This window comes from Romboutsia weinsteinii (genome assembly GCF_002250835.2).
Classification (GTDB): Bacteria; Bacillota; Clostridia; order Peptostreptococcales; family Peptostreptococcaceae; genus Romboutsia_A; species Romboutsia_A weinsteinii.
Map to the genome: position 1 here is coordinate 52,584 of NZ_NOJY02000007.1, position 16,496 is coordinate 69,079.

General features: G+C 27.1%; 18 protein-coding genes. 3 read left to right on the plus strand and 15 right to left on the minus strand.

The genetic code is table 11. The annotated features are described in order from the left end of the window. Positions 1-3 precede the first annotated feature (3 nt). The 5 genes from CHL78_RS05510 to CHL78_RS05530 form a co-directional block, all read right to left on the minus strand. Entirely contained in the window at positions 4-645 is a 642-nt protein-coding gene (locus CHL78_RS05510; RefSeq protein ID WP_116041236.1) for a histidine phosphatase family protein, read from the minus strand. Between the two features lie 116 nt (positions 646-761). Beyond that, entirely contained in the window at positions 762-1,670 is a 909-nt protein-coding gene (locus CHL78_RS05515; protein ID WP_116041238.1) for a glycoside hydrolase family 73 protein, read from the minus strand. Positions 1,671-1,760: 90 nt separating this feature from the next. Next, positions 1,761-2,534 carry an EcsC family protein gene (locus tag CHL78_RS05520; RefSeq protein WP_116041240.1) on the minus strand — a complete coding sequence of 258 codons (774 nt, stop codon included), beginning with the start codon at positions 2,532-2,534 and terminating at the stop codon, positions 1,761-1,763. A 152-nt stretch (positions 2,535-2,686) separates the two neighbouring features. After that, complete coding sequence (gene miaB, locus CHL78_RS05525; protein ID WP_116041242.1) at positions 2,687-4,120, minus strand: tRNA (N6-isopentenyl adenosine(37)-C2)-methylthiotransferase MiaB; 1,434 nt, start codon at positions 4,118-4,120, stop codon at positions 2,687-2,689. A 1,190-nt stretch (positions 4,121-5,310) separates the two neighbouring features. Next, entirely contained in the window at positions 5,311-5,664 is a 354-nt protein-coding gene (locus CHL78_RS05530; RefSeq protein ID WP_158540640.1) for a hypothetical protein, read from the minus strand. Positions 5,665-5,906: 242 nt separating this feature from the next. Here CHL78_RS05530 and CHL78_RS05535 point away from each other — a divergent pair, with 242 nt between their 5' ends. Next, a complete protein-coding gene (locus tag CHL78_RS05535; RefSeq protein WP_116041244.1) occupies positions 5,907-6,323 on the plus strand; it encodes a hypothetical protein in 417 nt (138 codons plus the stop codon). 333 nt (positions 6,324-6,656) lie between these two features. On the opposite strand, the gene CHL78_RS05540 is transcribed toward CHL78_RS05535, so the two are convergent. Beyond that, positions 6,657-7,247 carry an Ltp family lipoprotein gene (locus CHL78_RS05540; RefSeq protein ID WP_199533998.1) on the minus strand — a complete coding sequence of 197 codons (591 nt, stop codon included), beginning with the start codon at positions 7,245-7,247 and terminating at the stop codon, positions 6,657-6,659. Positions 7,248-8,933: 1,686 nt separating this feature from the next. On the opposite strand from CHL78_RS05540, the gene CHL78_RS05545 reads away from it, so the two are divergent. Further along, complete coding sequence (locus tag CHL78_RS05545) at positions 8,934-9,377, plus strand: hypothetical protein (protein ID WP_094369333.1); 444 nt, start codon at positions 8,934-8,936, stop codon at positions 9,375-9,377. Between the two features lie 609 nt (positions 9,378-9,986). Continuing rightward, positions 9,987-10,157, plus strand: coding sequence for a spore coat protein (locus CHL78_RS05550; protein ID WP_116041246.1), 171 nt, complete (start codon positions 9,987-9,989; stop codon positions 10,155-10,157). 231 nt (positions 10,158-10,388) lie between these two features. Here the strand turns inward: CHL78_RS05550 and CHL78_RS05555 are convergent, their stop codons facing one another. The 9 genes from CHL78_RS05555 to CHL78_RS21290 form a co-directional block, all read right to left on the minus strand. Next, positions 10,389-10,607 (minus strand): hypothetical protein, encoded by a 219-nt coding sequence (locus tag CHL78_RS05555; RefSeq protein ID WP_094369334.1) that lies wholly within the window; start codon positions 10,605-10,607, stop codon positions 10,389-10,391. A 151-nt stretch (positions 10,608-10,758) separates the two neighbouring features. Next, positions 10,759-10,908, minus strand: coding sequence for a hypothetical protein (locus tag CHL78_RS20665; RefSeq protein ID WP_158540641.1), 150 nt, complete (start codon positions 10,906-10,908; stop codon positions 10,759-10,761). 220 nt (positions 10,909-11,128) lie between these two features. Further along, a complete protein-coding gene (locus CHL78_RS05560) occupies positions 11,129-13,231 on the minus strand; it encodes an alpha/beta hydrolase (protein ID WP_094369335.1) in 2,103 nt (700 codons plus the stop codon). Between the two features lie 126 nt (positions 13,232-13,357). After that, a complete protein-coding gene (locus tag CHL78_RS05565; RefSeq protein WP_094369336.1) occupies positions 13,358-14,296 on the minus strand; it encodes a DUF4300 family protein in 939 nt (312 codons plus the stop codon). Between the two features lie 180 nt (positions 14,297-14,476). Beyond that, positions 14,477-15,766 carry a sensor histidine kinase gene (locus CHL78_RS05570; protein ID WP_094369337.1) on the minus strand — a complete coding sequence of 430 codons (1,290 nt, stop codon included), beginning with the start codon at positions 15,764-15,766 and terminating at the stop codon, positions 14,477-14,479. A gap of 6 nt (positions 15,767-15,772) precedes the next feature. Beyond that, complete coding sequence (locus CHL78_RS21275; protein WP_274541836.1) at positions 15,773-15,895, minus strand: hypothetical protein; 123 nt, start codon at positions 15,893-15,895, stop codon at positions 15,773-15,775. Positions 15,896-15,949: 54 nt separating this feature from the next. Further along, positions 15,950-16,072, minus strand: coding sequence for a hypothetical protein (locus CHL78_RS21280; RefSeq protein WP_274541837.1), 123 nt, complete (start codon positions 16,070-16,072; stop codon positions 15,950-15,952). Between the two features lie 54 nt (positions 16,073-16,126). Beyond that, complete coding sequence (locus CHL78_RS21285) at positions 16,127-16,249, minus strand: hypothetical protein (RefSeq protein WP_274541837.1); 123 nt, start codon at positions 16,247-16,249, stop codon at positions 16,127-16,129. A gap of 55 nt (positions 16,250-16,304) precedes the next feature. After that, positions 16,305-16,427 (minus strand): hypothetical protein, encoded by a 123-nt coding sequence (locus CHL78_RS21290; RefSeq protein ID WP_274541838.1) that lies wholly within the window; start codon positions 16,425-16,427, stop codon positions 16,305-16,307. Positions 16,428-16,496 lie beyond the last annotated feature (69 nt).

The window sequence follows — 16,496 nt, forward strand, 5'->3', positions numbered from 1 at the left end:
TCCTTATTCTAATGCTGAATTATGTATTTTAGAATGATTTTTAATATGAGTAGTGTCATTCATCTTAATAACTATAGGACCATAGTCTCTGCACTCTACTATATTTAATGCTGTATTATCTTGTTTTATTTTATATATATTTTCTACTCCTGAACCTAAGAATGATAGTAGCATAACTCTTGCAGTAACAGAATGTGTAACAAGTACTATATGCTTATTATCATACTTACTATTTAGCTCACTTATAAATTTATCCGTTCTTTCTTTTATAAGATGTAGAGTTTCTCCACCAGGAATATCAACATTATGTGGTTCATTCCTCCAAGTCTTGTATATATCAGCATAATCATTTTTAATTTGATCTATTAAAAGACCTTCCCATTCCCCAAATCCCATTTCACGAAGATCAGGAGTTGTAATTACATCAATACCAAGTTTTTCTCCTACTATATTTGCAGTTTGGACAGCCCTTCCTAAGTCACTTGAGTAGATATAATCAATATTGTGATTTAACATACTTGCTGATAAGTCTTTTGCCTGCTCAATTCCCTGAGAAGTTAGATCAGAATTTCCATGACCTTGAGTTTTACCTAATATATTCCAATTTGTCTGACCATGTCTTACTATATATAGTGTATTTGCCATAATGTCCTCCTAATAATTGTATGTATTTAGTTTTAGCTTTCTTTAAAATTTTATTATAACATAAAAATTTTAATAATAATATTATTTTTAAAATGCACGAAAAAAAGACTAGTATATTAGCTAGCCTTTTTTCCGTGCATTTCACTATCAATTAATTGTAAGTTATATTGCCTAATAATTTGAACTAATAAATCCTTATATTTTAAAGTTCCATCTTCATATGCAACAGTACTATAACCTGACTTTTCTAATGCTTTTGCTTGACTTATATAAGTCTTGTTATCAAATACATTTTTATATCGCGGATTTTCCTTTAAAAACTTAGCATGATCATCTATTGACTCTCCTTGATTTTTATAAACTCTAAATTTATCAGTTATTACATCATTGAAGTTCTCAGACGTTTTAATTTGAACAGATTCACCTTTCCAGTATGAATGAGCTTTTATACCAAATAGATTATTATAATCCTTTGATAGTTCTGACTCACCCCAATTAGACTCCAGTATAGCTTGTGATATTGTAATTGAAGGTAATATATTATGTTCTTCATAATTTATCTTAGCTGCATTTTTTATTGTATTAATGAACTTAGCATATTTATCATTAGGATCTAATCTTTCAGGCATTAATCCAAAGTGTTCTAAATCATTTATATAGTCTTTTACCCTTTTTGATTGTTTACTAGTCATATCTAACTTAGAAATAACTTCATCTAATTGCAGTATAAAGAATTCATTATTTTCTTTAGATTTTTCTAAAAATAGTTTTGATATATCTTTTATATCGTTTTCACTTGTATTTTTAAAATTATTGTTATTTAAAACCCCGATAATACTCGCTACATTTTTCCAATTGATTTGAGCTTTTCCTTCACTTAATTCATCTGTTGTAATAATAAACTGTGATACATCTATATCATTTTTCTTGATTTCTCTTAAGTTGTATTCTTTAACAAATAATATTGATGCCAGAATTACTATTGTAGATATTAAACCTATCGCTATAATCTTTTTCTTACTCAACCTTTACCTCCTTGTATAATACATTTCTTTCTTTATTATAGCATGGAGTAATCTTGTAGAATCTTACAAGATTGTAAGAAAATATATAGTTTAGTGTCTAAATCGGAATATATTAACTTTTTTATTTTTTGGTGCTATTTTTTCCTTATTTTCTAAAATTCGCATTCTATATGCATTCATAGCGTAATATCCTAGTTTATCAACTAATTTATTATTAACATAAGCTCCAACAAATGCTCCTATACCTGGAACTAATTGAAGCATCTTTGATAAATCTATATAGTCCCTATATTCTTGCTGAAACTTCTTCCAATCTAAATCATTAATATCTTCAGAAAGAGTATCCTTATATATATCCCAGCTCTCTGTTATTTTAAATACCTCATTTACATGATCTTTACTTGAAAATGCTAATTGAAATATATTTAATATATACATTCTTTCTCTATAATCCTTTATATCAAACCCATATATACTTGCAAGTTCATAAAGCAATTTAATTTTTATACTAAGCAAAAGTGGAAAATCAGTAAGACCTAAAAGAATACCTCCTGCTCCGGTACCAGCCCCCTCAATCATAGCAGTATTTTTGTAACTTTTAATTTTTTCTTCTGCTAAAAGATCTCTTTCTCTTAACGTAAGATCTTGTCTAGGCTTTTTAGTTGTGTATTTTGAGCCAAACAGTACTACTTTTATCATGTTTTTAATTGACTCAGTCATTATTTTATGGTATTTATCAGGTAAGATAGCATTAAATTTATTTTGAGTACCTTTTGATGCTTTATCTATAAAAGAAGACTTTTTTCTCATTTTCTTTTTCCATGTTTCTAACTCTTTGATTTTTTCATAATCATATTCTAACATTGTAATCACCTTTATATTTTAAGTTTAATATATATTATCTATTATAATATATATTTGTGAAGGATTATGCATTTAATAAATAATATTAGTGTTAATATTTATAATAAAAAATCATCTCTTAATATATGAGATGATTTTTTTATTAATTTATTCTATTTTACTAATTCTCCATTAAGTGAGAATGTATTAGTATCAGTTATTTTAACCATTGCCAGAGTACCGATTAATTCATCTGATCCCCCAGTAAAGTTTACTAATCTATTTTGTCTAGTTCTTCCAGTAAACTTATCATCATCTGTTTTACTTCTTCCTTCAACTAGGACCTCAACAACCTTATCTTGGTAACTTGCATTAATCTCAACGCATATTTCATTTACCTTATTTAGTACTCTATTAAATCTTTCATGCTTTACATCATCTGGTATTTGATCTTCCATCTCTGCAGCTGGAGTTCCTTTTCTTTTTGAATATATAAATGTAAAAGCAGATCCGTATCTTACTTTTTCAACTACATCTAAAGTATCTAATAAGTCTTCTTCTGTTTCCCCTGGGAAACCTATCATTAGATCTGTAGAGAAAGCTATATCAGGTATTTCTTTTTTAGCTTTTTCAATTATCTCTAAATAATATTCCTTAGTATAGTGTCTATTCATTTTCTTTAATAATCTAGTACTTCCGCATTGTACTGGTAGATGTAAAAACTCACATACCTTATCACAATCTCTCATAGCATATATAACTTCATCAGAAATATCTTTTGGATGAGAAGTCATAAATCTAACTCTTTCTAATCCTTCTACTTCATTTGTCATTCTTAAAAGCTCAGCAAAAGTTATTGGATTTTCTAAAGTCTTACCATAAGAATCTACATTTTGTCCAAGTAATGTTATTTCCTTTGTTCCATTTGCAACTAATTCTTTTATTTCATTCATTATATCTTCTGGTGTTCTACTTCTCTCTCTACCTCTAGTATATGGAACTATACAGTAAGTACAGAAGTTGTTACATCCATACATAATATTAACGAAAGCTTTTAACTCAAATTTTCTGCTACTTCTTAATCCTTCTACTACTTCTCCATCAACATCCCATACGTCAACAAGCATCTTGTTGCTGTCCATAGAGTTTACTAAAAGTTCTGGGAATTTATATAGATTATGTGTACCAAATACTAAATCAACATGATTGTATTTAGATTTTAATTCTTTTACAACATGAGGTTGTTGCATCATGCATCCACATACTGCAATTTTTAAGTCTGGATTCTTTCTTTTGCTTAGTTTTAAATGTCCAAGATTTCCATATACTTTAAGCTCTGCATTTTCTCTTACTGCACAAGTATTATATATTATTAAATCACATTCATCAGCCATAGCACCTCTATCATATCCCATGTTATCTAACATTGCTGAAAGCATTTCTGAGTCATGTTCATTCATCTGACATCCGAAAGTTTGAGTAAGCACCCTTGGTTTTCTACCGTGAATTAGCCTAAATTGCTCAGTATATTGCTTCATTGATTCTATAAATTTATCTTGTTCCTCTATCTTCTCCCTAGGAACATGAACTTGTTTTCTTTTACTCATTATAAATTTCCCTCCAAATATTACTTTTTAAATACTTGATTAATTATACCAAAAATATATATAAAAATAAATCAATATATAAGGACGTATAATTTTTTATAACTGCTCTGCATGCACCTCATTCCAAAATTGCTGTATATAATTGATTTTTTCTCTCTTTTGTGTCTCTTTTAGTTAGAATTATACCTTTAAACTTTAACATATCATTTTTAGTCCTTCTGTCGCTATTATTAGAAGTTTGTTTTTCGATAGATATAAACACCTTGCGACTATTTTCTTATGGTCTTAAAAACGAATTTAAAAGGTCGTTTATAAAGTTAATTTAAAATTTTAGACTTATCATACCTAAATCTACTAAGATTTTAGATTTTTTATATTTCTAATATTCTTAAAATTATTTATAGCTTCTTTTGATCTGGTTTTAAAATAATTATATTATTTTTTCTATTTTATTATCTGTTATTGTAAATCTATTCTTTGTATAAAAATGTAGTTGTCTTTCTTTATGATCTATATCTACATCTGATAAGTCTCCGATGATTTTACTTATATTTTCGTGAGTTGCTATATCTTATATTATAGATATAATTTTTGTACCAATCCCTCTATTTTTACTTTCAGATATTCTAGTATCACTAATCAAAATACTATTATCATCATTTAATATAATCATTACTTTCTCATTAGTATTTATTTCACTAAAGATATGTATTTGCCATAAATTAAACACAAAGGTTTTAATTGAAAAAGAATTTATTAGTATCTGTAATATAATTTACAAGATAAATAAATAGCTAAATTCCGAGCATGTAGGTTGTAGTAATTTGAAGTAGAATAATATGCACCTGTCATGATATAGTATTATGAAATGCTAATTTAAATCCACTTTTGGTAAAAATAATTATACTTGTTTATATTTTCCCAAACAAAAAGAACTAGAATCATTTATACACTCTAGTTCTTTTCTTATTTCCAAATTTTATGATTTAAAAGATATTTTGCATATTTATATTATAAACCTTTTTCTGATATAAATTACATTGTTGAGCATTAGAAAGGCACTTGAACTAATGATTATTTATATAATAAACTAAAAATCCTATTTATATCATAATATTGTCGTTAGTAGCTTATTTTCTGGTTTAAAATATATTTTTTGAACTCAGTAATAAGTTCTAATACTATCATATCTATATTAGATTTATATTTTGTATCATATCATCAGGCAATATTATTGATATTTTGTCAGCAAATCTATAGCGTATATTTATATAACCGCACTTATTAAAATTAGCACAAGTTTTATATGATATATTCGAAATATCTCTATTCAAATATGACTTAAGTATATTTCTATCTCCTAACTCTGAAACTAAAATCTTATCTTTAGTAATAATAAATACTCGATTACTCCACTCTAAATAATATTTAACCTTCTCTTTTAATCTTTTTTCAGCAACACTTTTGTTCAAATTTGAATCTAAATATTCTTTGCAATTCAATTTCATACCTCCATCTATATTTTTAATAACTAACGAAATCATACAACAAATTAATTAATAAATTTATCGAAATCTGCTTTATAGTACTTAGATGTATAGTAAGAGATGTTAATAGTATAATCAAATTTTTATTAACGTGTTGGGATATATAAATATATTACTACTTATTTATTTTATTTTTTAATCATACAATCAAATATTTTAAAATTTTCGTTAAAAAAGGATATTAGTACTATTGTATAGTATTAATTAGTAAAAATAGGTTATTAAAGGAGAGTAATAAAATGAAAAATATAAACAAATTAATTATTACTGCTATTACTTTAGGAAGTATATTTGCAACATCATTTCCCGTATCTGCTCAAATTATAGATGATGGATTTAAAGTAAATACTAATCAGAAACAAGCCAAATATGAAATTGTTGGCGGACGTGATACTTTAGAATACGAAGAATCTTTTTCTATTTCCTCTAAAGGCTCTAATATAACAAGCTTTGTGGTAAAACCTAGTAGTATTCCTAATTCATTAATCGTAACAATCCAGTCAAAATCAAATATATTAGTTGATGAACTTATAATGGATAGCTATGGTAGAAGCTACACTTTTGAGACTAATCCTAATAAAGAATATACAATTACTGTAACTAATCTATTATATTCTCCAATAGAAGTGGACTTGGAAATAAGACCTGTCTATTAATATTTGCATAAAAAATAAATTATTTTATACTTCTCACTCCCTTCCGCAAAGACGTAGATTTTATCGTTAGTATGGAAATACCACTCTATAGATTGAATTCCTAAATAGGACTATATCACAATTTCAATAATATTTGTGCTACAATAATACAAAATACTAATTTAAATACACTTTTGGTAAAAAAGAAAAAGAGCTATGGTGGTTATAAGTCACTGCAGCTCTTTGCTTTTACCTAAAATAAAATTAATTAGTATTTATAGTATAAATTATATAACTTTAAAAATAAAGCTAGATTGGATTAATTCCTTCCTAGCTTCAACTATTAATAATATATTACTCCAGATTATCTATAGCATATTGCGCTTCTTCTGCTGTAAACTTCTCACCATGTTCTGATGTTAATTGATCGTAAATTGCACTTGGAGACATTGCCATACTTTCTTGATATGTCTTTGCTTTTTCCAATGCATTTTTATTCCAATCTGCTACTACATTATCTATAGCATACTGAGCAGCTTCTACTGTGAATTTTTCACCATACTCTGATGTTAGTTGTTCATAAAGTCCCGCCTTAGACATACTCATAGTATCGCTATATGTTTTTGCTTTTCTTAATGCAGACTTATATTCTGTTGGAACATCATCCTCTATATTTTTTTCTGCCCCAGGTGTATCGTTATTGTTTTCGATTTGTTCGTTATTTGTTGTAGATGTTTGTATTGTCCCATCCTCGCTAGTAGTATCATCGCCCATTGAACCAATTGCTCCGAATAATATTAATACTAATATACCCGTAAGTACCTTATGTTTCATAAAGAAATTCCTTTGGTCCTTTCCACATGAGGGGCACTTTTTAACACCTTTTGCTATTGGATTACCGCATACCTTGCATTTACATAGTAAGTTTTTTTCTTTTTTTTGCATTTTATAATCCCCCATATTTTATGTTGATTTTTTTAACAATAAATATTATACACTATATCTAATGTCGATTTTTGTAGAAAATACTTGTATAAATTACTTTTTTGCATAAAAAAATAAGGTAGCCCATTTCTCTTGCATTTCTTCTATAACTAACATCTTTATATAGGTACTTTAACCTATAACCTTAATTTTATCTTTTATATAGTTATAAATGATTAATTCTTCAGGTGTCTTTTAAATGAAACTGATATTTTGACTTCCTCACTTCTATTTCTATCCATTTTTAACCCCCTTTCTCGCTTAATTTTGTATTATATGTGTAAACGCACAAAGCTTGCCTGTCCCAGTTATATTTTTCTTAAATTTATAAATAAGTCTATTGATGTGAAATAAGAGATAAGAGAGATAGTTTTATAAGAATAGATTTTTGCATTATATTATCTATAATGTTATCTGCACTAATAATAGGACTAGGGTTAATTTCATAAAAACTTTCCATTTACCAATAACATTTGTTCGTGCATGATTATTTGTATTAATTACTTAGAATGGGAGATTTATTATGAAAGTATTATCCAAAGAAATTGAAATGGTCGCAATATTTGAGAACAGCGGTAGTATAAAGCCTATAAGGTTTATAATAGCAATGAAACAGTTGTTAACGTTGGTATAGTCAATGATATCGTTGAAAGTAATTTTGCTGGTGAGAACTCTTTAATTTATAAATGTCAATCGACTATAAATAATATATGCAATCTCTATGAATTGAAATTTATTAAAAAGACATATAAATGGTATTTATATAAAATGTAAAAAAGAAGCCTTAATACATATACATCGGAGAGAGTACATGTTAAGACTTCTTTTGCAGATATCATATCTTAATGGGGATAAACATCTTGGATAAATGCTTTCGTATACTATATACCACTTACTTACTTAATGAAAACAAAAATATCTATAGAACTCTATCCAGTCATTGATAAAAATATTTATTTATGGCTGTTTTAAAATGTTTTATATGAATTTGTTCATCTAATATAATTCTTCTTAAAATCTTTTATATATATTTATCATCTATTATGTATATATGATTCTCATAGTTGTATATAGCTTGGTATTCTGACTTGAGATCCATTTCTAATTGATTACATATACGCATGATATATATAATTACCCATATACAACCTACTATATAACTTCAAATAATAAAATATTATATAAGCAGCAAAAAGAAGTCTTTATAGTACATAAAGACTTCTTTTTTAGATATCATATTCTGCATTTCTAACTAGAGAAATACTTGGAATAACTATTATATATTTTATATACCCTTTACAGATTTATTTAAATAAAATAAGCAATTAATCTAGAAAATTTAATCTTATACTAATATTTCTTCTCATTATAAATGTAATGTTATTTCTTATAAATATCTATAAAAGTACTATATTCTTTTTATTTCAACTCATTTACAAGTTTATCCGCATTTTATCAATCTTTATAACTACCAGCTACTACTCTGTAGAATGTTTCACCAGTACTTGTTTTAGTCTTCCTATTAAAACTCCTCTTTTATTTAAATAAACTGTTAACTTTCTTATTTATTACAATATTCTACATTCTTTTCTTTTTTTCTGTGCTAACATTATATAAAACAAATTAATATTAGGGGGAAATAATCAAATGAAAAAATCAAGTAAAATATTGGCTAGTTCTTTAGCTTTAGGAACTATAATCTCTTCGTCATTCATGACATCTTCTTATGCATCAAGTCCATCTTCTTTACCTACATCAGAAACTCAAAATGAAATAGAATCTACTTATAATGATGGTGTTGTAGGTGCAGATAAATTTTTAGCTCCAGGTGAATCATATTCTCTTTCTGTTAGGGGTAAGAATACAGCTCTTTTTACTATAATGGCTTATACTCAACCCAATACTGTTCACATCAAAATATCTGATTCTGATAGAGTTCATGTTAATGAAGCCTTTGTAGATATGAGAGGACAGTACACTTATTTTATTGATAAAATGCATCCTATGTTTACATACACTTTGACAGTAACTAATTTATCTACTTCTATGCTACCTGTTGGAATGATGATAACTCCCAATGTAGCAGGTTAATAAATGTTAGATTAAATTTCTCAATTTATTATATAAAAAAGTATTTACTAAAGTTGCATATTATTTTTACATCTGCATATACTATAATCAGACAATATAACTACCGAACCGATATATTATATAGATTCCAGCTAGCTCTAATCATTAGCTGGAATTTTTATTTTCATAATTAATAATTCCCTATCATAGAATTTATTATTATATTGGGTACTTTCCTGTAAATATATAAATGCCATTCTCATGTCTAACACTACATATACCCAGTATTTTATATAGATCCAGCTAACTTTTTATATAGTTAGCTAGTTTTCATTTATTGTCGATAGATTTACTCACATCTAAAAATTACAGCTAAATATGCACGTTTAAAAACTTAAATCATCCTATATATTAGTAATACAAAACTTTCTGTATACATCAATTTTTATTTTTACTGTCTATTTATTACTGACTAATCACATTTCTAGATATTTTATATTTACAAGCTAACAAATTATAAGCTAGCTGTTTTTTGTTTACTAGTCTAATACAAATGCTTACAAAAGATGCTCAAGATGCTAAAAATAGTAAAGAAAATTTAATGAAATTCTTAGGTTAGTAGGTAACTATATGCAAGAAAAAGAAATTATAAGTGATTACCTTAGCTGTATAAATGAAAGTTTAGCTTGCTACAGAGGTATAATTGCGCAAATAGAAAATGAACAACTTCGTCAAACACTACAAGATATGAGAAATCAGGATGAAGTACGTCAATATAATTTATTTAAAAAGGCTAAATAGAAAGGTTACTATATACCTGCTCAACCAACTACAGAAAGTGAAGTCTCAATAGTTAGGCGACAACTTTCGCAATGGTAACATCCATTGAGATATAGCACAAGTAATCATAATATTTGGGTTATAGCTCATTTATTTAACTATTACTAACATTCGTTATTTTTAAATATTTATATATTCATTTTAGCAATTATTCCTACTTCTAATTCAATCTTCTCCGTTAAAACCCATCTTTTAAACTCTAACATATAGCAATTTTGTATAAAAATCTTCATCTTGCTCTGCTATTCTTTTTTTCTTTTTATCCCAACTAGCAATCAGTCTTATTTCTTCTGATAATTCTTCTTTAGTCATATTTTTAATTCTTTTAAAATTTGTCATTGTAATCTTCCAACTTTTAGTATTATCGTGATTATTAACTTTAACCAATATACCTTCTTCAACAAGTATCATTTCTACTTACTGACCATCCTCCATACTTAAGTTGTCTCTCATTTCTCTAGGTAATGTTAATCTTCCTAATCTATCTAATTCTCTAGTAATTCCTTTTATTTCCCCCTTTGTTTATTTAATATAATGATATTATTGTAATTTTTTTCTAAAACTAAAATAGAATATCATCGTCGTCTATCGCTTGGAATCCTTGCGGATCTAATCCTGCTGGTGTGAAACTCAGTTCAAACTTAGGACCTTGGTTTGCATCACCTATTTTTTCTTTATTGCTATTTAAGGCTCGTACCATTCTTGTGCTCACTTTAGTAAAAGTTCTTTTCTGTCCTTCTTGTGTTTAGTCAAATAAAAAAAGAGATATAGTGACTTATAAGCACTATATCTCTTTTTTTATTAAATTAGTTAGTTAAAATAACATCGTAATACAAGGAATTTTTAATATTAGTCTATCCTAAAAAGATATAATCCATTAAAATAGTTTTATATTATAGTTTTAAGTTACTAAATTAAATATCTATCAAATATTATTTCTTAGTTAATTTTTTATAAGATACAAATAAAACAAAGGATACTATACAGAATATTGATATATACATAGCTATTGAATTTGAATTTTCCACTTCCACACCTTCATCATTAGGCACATCTGTAGAAGATAAATACATACTTTGTAGTATAAAACTACCTTTCTTAGTTGAGTTAGATGCTGAAATTTCAATCGTAGATATATTTGAAATATCTAATTGACCACTAAATTTTTCAACAGGGATCATTAGTGTTGAAAGAGGTGTGAAATTTGAGTACATAGTTTTTGCCTCTTCATCACCAATTGATATGCTTGTCATTTTTCCAGGTTGATACTGTAATGCATAGCTATCTTTTGATGTGGAAACAGTCTCTGATTTCCCGTCTTTGTCAGTAATAGTTATATCTAGCATTTGATTTCTCCCCTTGTTAAGAGAATCAGTTGAATCTTGCATAACTTCAAGGCAAAGAGCATTAAAGTTTGTAAAATCATTATTCTTTGAAAGTTTTAAATTAACCTTATCATTTCTATTTTTAAATTCAAGTGATACAAGCTGATAATCTTCAGAAACACCTGGTAATCTTATATTTCCTGTAGTATTTTTTTGCTTCTCAGTACTTGCTATAATTTTTTTAAAGCTTCCAGAAAGCATTTTGAGATCAGAGTCAGATGTTGCATCAAATAATGGTTGGCTATCACCTTTAACAAAACTCATTAATACCTTTTGTTTATATAAATTGCCATCTGAACTAGGCAATATTGAAGATAGATTACCTTTTTTAATACTTGATTTAGCAAAATTCACAATGTATTTACTTGCAAAAGCTCGTTGTTCATCACCCGGCATAGCTTCTTTTGGTATGTTATCTTTATCATAAACAAATGAATCTTCTATTTTAAAAATAGTACTATTAAAATTATTATGGTTAGCAGAGTATAAATATAGTAATTGAAGATCTTTTTTACGTTTTTGTAGTCGTATATCATCGAAAATTTTACGCCCATCTAGCGTAACTACATCTCCATCAAGTTGGGGAATTATAATTCCCGTAGGAATGTCCGGGTAATTATCAAAATCTTTCCAGTATTTCGCTGGAGCCATCGAGATAGCTCCCTTGGCATTAATACCCATTTCTTTTAATATATCATACGCTAAAAATAAGTTTTGTCCACCTCTTGAATGTCCCACAAGAATAACATTATTGAAATCAATTTTATCCTTCATATCAAAACCATAGATATTATTAGTATCAGTATTGCTATTAACATTGTCTAAAAGTGATTGTACATGCTTTTTTAATATTTTGGTAAATAGAGCTTTTTGTGATTCATCTCGGATGTTTTGATAATTTTTATTAGAATCTAAGTAATATACTGGAGTTAAATTCAGTCCAATCGATGCAAACCCCTCGTTTGCTAATGCTTTTTTATTATCCGAATAACCTATACTAAAGTAAGGCGACATATTTTCTGCTGCAGCTGAAGCATGTAAAAAAATTACAAGAGGTAACTTTTTTCCATCTGGAACGCAAATAGAACCAGTGTTATCATATGTAAGCTCTCTCAAATCTTCTTTAGTATCTATATAGACGTTATCTGGTAATACATATTTATCTTCTCCTAAGTTGTAAACCGATACATCATTATATTTATGTTTAGGAGGAGTTACAATAAGTGTATCCATAATCCCAGAGTCTACGACACGTGAAGTCTTCATTTCATTAAAAATACCAAACGGCGCATATATTTTATTATCCTCTTCAAGATATTTATCTTTTAACAATTTTCCATTTACACTTATTTTGAAAGTATTTCTATCAAAGACTATAATGTCTTTTCCCTCTTCAGATGAAACTACATATTGAAACGCATTTTTATTTTTAACATCTGACTTAATTCCATCTAGTTTTTTCATAACTTCGTCCAAGGTAAAGTAAGGCGTATCTAATATATCAGGATCATCTTTAATCATATCGCCATTAATTGTCTCAAAGCTGTCTCCTCCAATTTCCAAAGAAGCATATACATCAGATGGTAAAAATATAATTAGTAGCATAATACTAAATAAACAAATAAACATATGTTGAACTTTTTTTATCATTCTTTTTCTCCTTTTATACTCTAATCTTTATGTTATTTTTTATTCTCAATTAATTAAAGTATATATACTTCAATATATACAAGTCCTTTATCGCTCTTAAATACTAGTATAACTCTACTTAAATATTTACTTCATCAATTTATTATTTTCCATTATTATAGCTCCTGGCATAGCCGCATCACCTTCAGTTGAAATAAGCCTATCAAACATATAACTTCTTACGGCTTCTTTATTTTTAAACTTAGTTACTTGATAAGGTGTTGCCGGGCTATATTTTTCTATAAACAAGATTTCATCATCATTTTTTACCGCTACCCCTACGTGACCAGCAAGAAGTTCTTTAGTATCTTCATTCTTTGAAAATCCACTAATTAGAGTAACATCACTATTTCCAACAAAACTTATCCCTCTCTTATCCCACTGATCACTTATAAATTTTGCAATTTCTTCATCCGTTCCAAATCTGTCTATCTCTATTATATCAAAAAGTTTTTTGAATTTATTAATATCATTTTTATTAAACGCTGCATCTGGATTCTTTTCAATAGTATCAATATCCATTCCAAGTTGTCCATCACTTTCGTAAAAATCATCTTTTGACTCGATAAATTGATTCACCAATCTAAACGCTGATATTCTACAGTTAATATCAAAATACTCCTTATTTTTTTCTATCCACTTATCTTGGAAAGCAAAACCATCATAAGGAACTTGAGATTTTTCCAATACGCTAAATCCTGCAATATTAGGTAGATCATCTTTATATATTTTATTGTAGTTATTCACACCTCTGAAATATCTTTCAACATCTTCTTTATTTATACCATTTTTCATTAGAATAACTTTGACTTCTTCTTGTATTCCTGAATCTAATAAATTGCTATACTTTAATTCTTTATATATGGGTTTAGCTATTTTTTTCTTATTTCCTAAAGACTCTGTATTATTTATTAATGCGTTATTATTTTGTAATTCATCGGTATTATTTGATGAACACCCTGTAAAAATTAGACTTGACAGTATCAGTGAACTAGATAAAGCTATTGTTAATATATTTCTTTTCATATTAATTTTCCATCTCCTATAATTTAATACTCTTACTATAAAGTAAGTATATTACATCATTCATAGTTAAATCAATCAACACAATGTTACTATGTTGTATCATTGTTGTAAAATATCACAGGCAACTAACCATCCCATTTTTTTATATCAATTTTATTATAAAAAATAGACTAGTATAATCTAGTCTATTTTTTGTAATAAAATATTATTATTTTGATCAAATAACACAATTTTAAATTCCGTGTATTTTTCATCACTAACTACAGATAATTTGCCGTTATTATTTTCTACAATTTCCTTTACTATATATAAACCATAACCATGACTACTATCTTCATCATCTTTTGTAGTAAAACCTTCTTCAAATATATTCTCTATTATATTTAGATCTATTTTAGGTCCATTATTTTTAATACTAATATATACACTATTGAATATTTTGTACGTTCTTACAACTATCAATCCCTCTCCATTCAATGCTGTTATAGCATTATTTAGGATATTAGATAATATTCTATGTAATTCATACGAACTCATATCAATTAAGTTAGAGTTAAATTCTTCATCTATAACTAGATGTATATCTCCTATATCTAGAGATTCTGCAACACTAGATATAACAGAGTCCTCATGCGTGATATATTTTATATTAGATGATACTTGACTGTTTCCATTAATTATATCTTTTAGTATTTCTCCTAATCTATCATATTGTCTCATTAGATATAGTCCATTAATATATGATATTTGTGATCCATAGTCATGCTTTATTCTTTTAAGTTCATTATTTTTGTCAATTAATAATTTATTCAAACTATCAATTTCTTTATACCTTTTGTCTATGTTATTTATATAAACTGAAATACATACTGCAAATATTACAGCCATAAGTATTACTATATTAGTTAGAGCTACATTAGACCATCCATTTAGCATCATAGAAATACACACTATAAAATCCATTGATATAACTAGTATAAACCCAATTTCAAGTGATTTTCTACTTTTTGTAAAATATGTATATATTACCTTGATGTCATCTTTATTTTTTATAATAAATAACTCTAAAATCATAGCTGGAACATATATTCCCAATAATCTAGATGCTTCTACATCATAAAGTATATAACTTAATATAGGCCACCCTATACTAGTAACTAAAATAGCTACAATTTGTACTAATATATATGCTATAGAGTAAGCTACTAGTGCTTTTTTATATATATGCCTGTAAATTACGCCTATAATGATTATACTACCTATTGTTATTGATGTAGCATTTAGATTACTATTACTAAATATATTCGTGGCTAAAATACATAGTATAAATATACTTATACCACTTATAATTAGATTCTTCTTTCCTGTCTTAGCATCTATCTCTCTACTAGTAAGCAAAAAGTAATAAGGAAAATAAGTCATTATAGAAACTTGTATAGCTGTGTTTAATAAATCAAATAAGAAATTCATTTTGTATTACCTTTTTGCTTTTAATGCATCAGGCATCTCCTCTGTACCAATTCCTGCTACAGATGCCGCCCCACTACCTACTACAAGTACCGACATCATAGACATTAATTTTCCAATAATTTTTTTCATTGTTATACCCCCCTTATATTTTTTATTTAGATAACTTACGATAATTTTAAAATATTATCTTTTTGCTTTTAATGCATTTGGCATCTCTTCTGTACCAATTCCTGCTACAGATGCCGCCCCACTACCTACTACAAGTACCGACATCATAGACATTAATTTTCCAATAATTTTTTTCATTGTTATACCCCCCTTATATTTTTTATTTAGATAACTTACGATAATTTTAAAATATTATCTTTTTGCTTTTAATGCATTTGGCATCTCTTCTGTACCAATTCCTGCTACAGATGCCGCCCCACTACCTACTACAAGTACCGACATCATAGACATTAATTTTCCAATAATTTTTTTCATTGTTATATCCCCCTTATTTTTTTTATTTAGAATAAATTACAATAAGTTAAAAATATTATCTTTTTGCTTTTAATGCATTTGGCATCTCTTCTGTGCCAATTCCTGCTACAGATGCTGCTCCACTACCTACTACAAGTAACGACATCATAGACATTAGTTTTCCAATCATTTTTTTCATTGTTATACACCCCTTATATTTTTATTTAGAATAAGTTACAATAATTTAAAAAGTAAATGATTATTGATA

What these genes read in the sequence shown, in the direction of transcription:
- CHL78_RS05510 (WP_116041236.1), bottom strand. Translation starts at nt 645, where the DNA reads ATGGCAAATACACTATATATAGTAAGACATGGTCAGACAAATTGGAAT.
- CHL78_RS05520 (WP_116041240.1), bottom strand. Translation starts at nt 2,534, where the DNA reads ATGTTAGAATATGATTATGAAAAAATCAAAGAGTTAGAAACATGGAAA.
- miaB (WP_116041242.1), bottom strand. Translation starts at nt 4,120, where the DNA reads ATGAGTAAAAGAAAACAAGTTCATGTTCCTAGGGAGAAGATAGAGGAA.
- CHL78_RS05530 (WP_158540640.1), bottom strand. Translation starts at nt 5,664, where the DNA reads ATGATTTCGTTAGTTATTAAAAATATAGATGGAGGTATGAAATTGAAT.
- CHL78_RS05535 (WP_116041244.1), top strand. Translation starts at nt 5,907, where the DNA reads ATGAAAAATATAAACAAATTAATTATTACTGCTATTACTTTAGGAAGT.
- CHL78_RS05540 (WP_199533998.1), bottom strand. Translation starts at nt 7,247, where the DNA reads ATGCAAAAAAAAGAAAAAAACTTACTATGTAAATGCAAGGTATGCGGT.
- CHL78_RS05545 (WP_094369333.1), top strand. Translation starts at nt 8,934, where the DNA reads ATGAAAAAATCAAGTAAAATATTGGCTAGTTCTTTAGCTTTAGGAACT.
- CHL78_RS05550 (WP_116041246.1), top strand. Translation starts at nt 9,987, where the DNA reads ATGCAAGAAAAAGAAATTATAAGTGATTACCTTAGCTGTATAAATGAA.
- CHL78_RS05555 (WP_094369334.1), bottom strand. Translation starts at nt 10,607, where the DNA reads ATGATACTTGTTGAAGAAGGTATATTGGTTAAAGTTAATAATCACGAT.
- CHL78_RS05560 (WP_094369335.1), bottom strand. Translation starts at nt 13,231, where the DNA reads ATGATAAAAAAAGTTCAACATATGTTTATTTGTTTATTTAGTATTATG.
- CHL78_RS05565 (WP_094369336.1), bottom strand. Translation starts at nt 14,296, where the DNA reads ATGAAAAGAAATATATTAACAATAGCTTTATCTAGTTCACTGATACTG.
- CHL78_RS05570 (WP_094369337.1), bottom strand. Translation starts at nt 15,766, where the DNA reads ATGAATTTCTTATTTGATTTATTAAACACAGCTATACAAGTTTCTATA.
- CHL78_RS21275 (WP_274541836.1), bottom strand. Translation starts at nt 15,895, where the DNA reads ATGAAAAAAATTATTGGAAAATTAATGTCTATGATGTCGGTACTTGTA.
- CHL78_RS21280 (WP_274541837.1), bottom strand. Translation starts at nt 16,072, where the DNA reads ATGAAAAAAATTATTGGAAAATTAATGTCTATGATGTCGGTACTTGTA.
- CHL78_RS21285 (WP_274541837.1), bottom strand. Translation starts at nt 16,249, where the DNA reads ATGAAAAAAATTATTGGAAAATTAATGTCTATGATGTCGGTACTTGTA.
- CHL78_RS21290 (WP_274541838.1), bottom strand. Translation starts at nt 16,427, where the DNA reads ATGAAAAAAATGATTGGAAAACTAATGTCTATGATGTCGTTACTTGTA.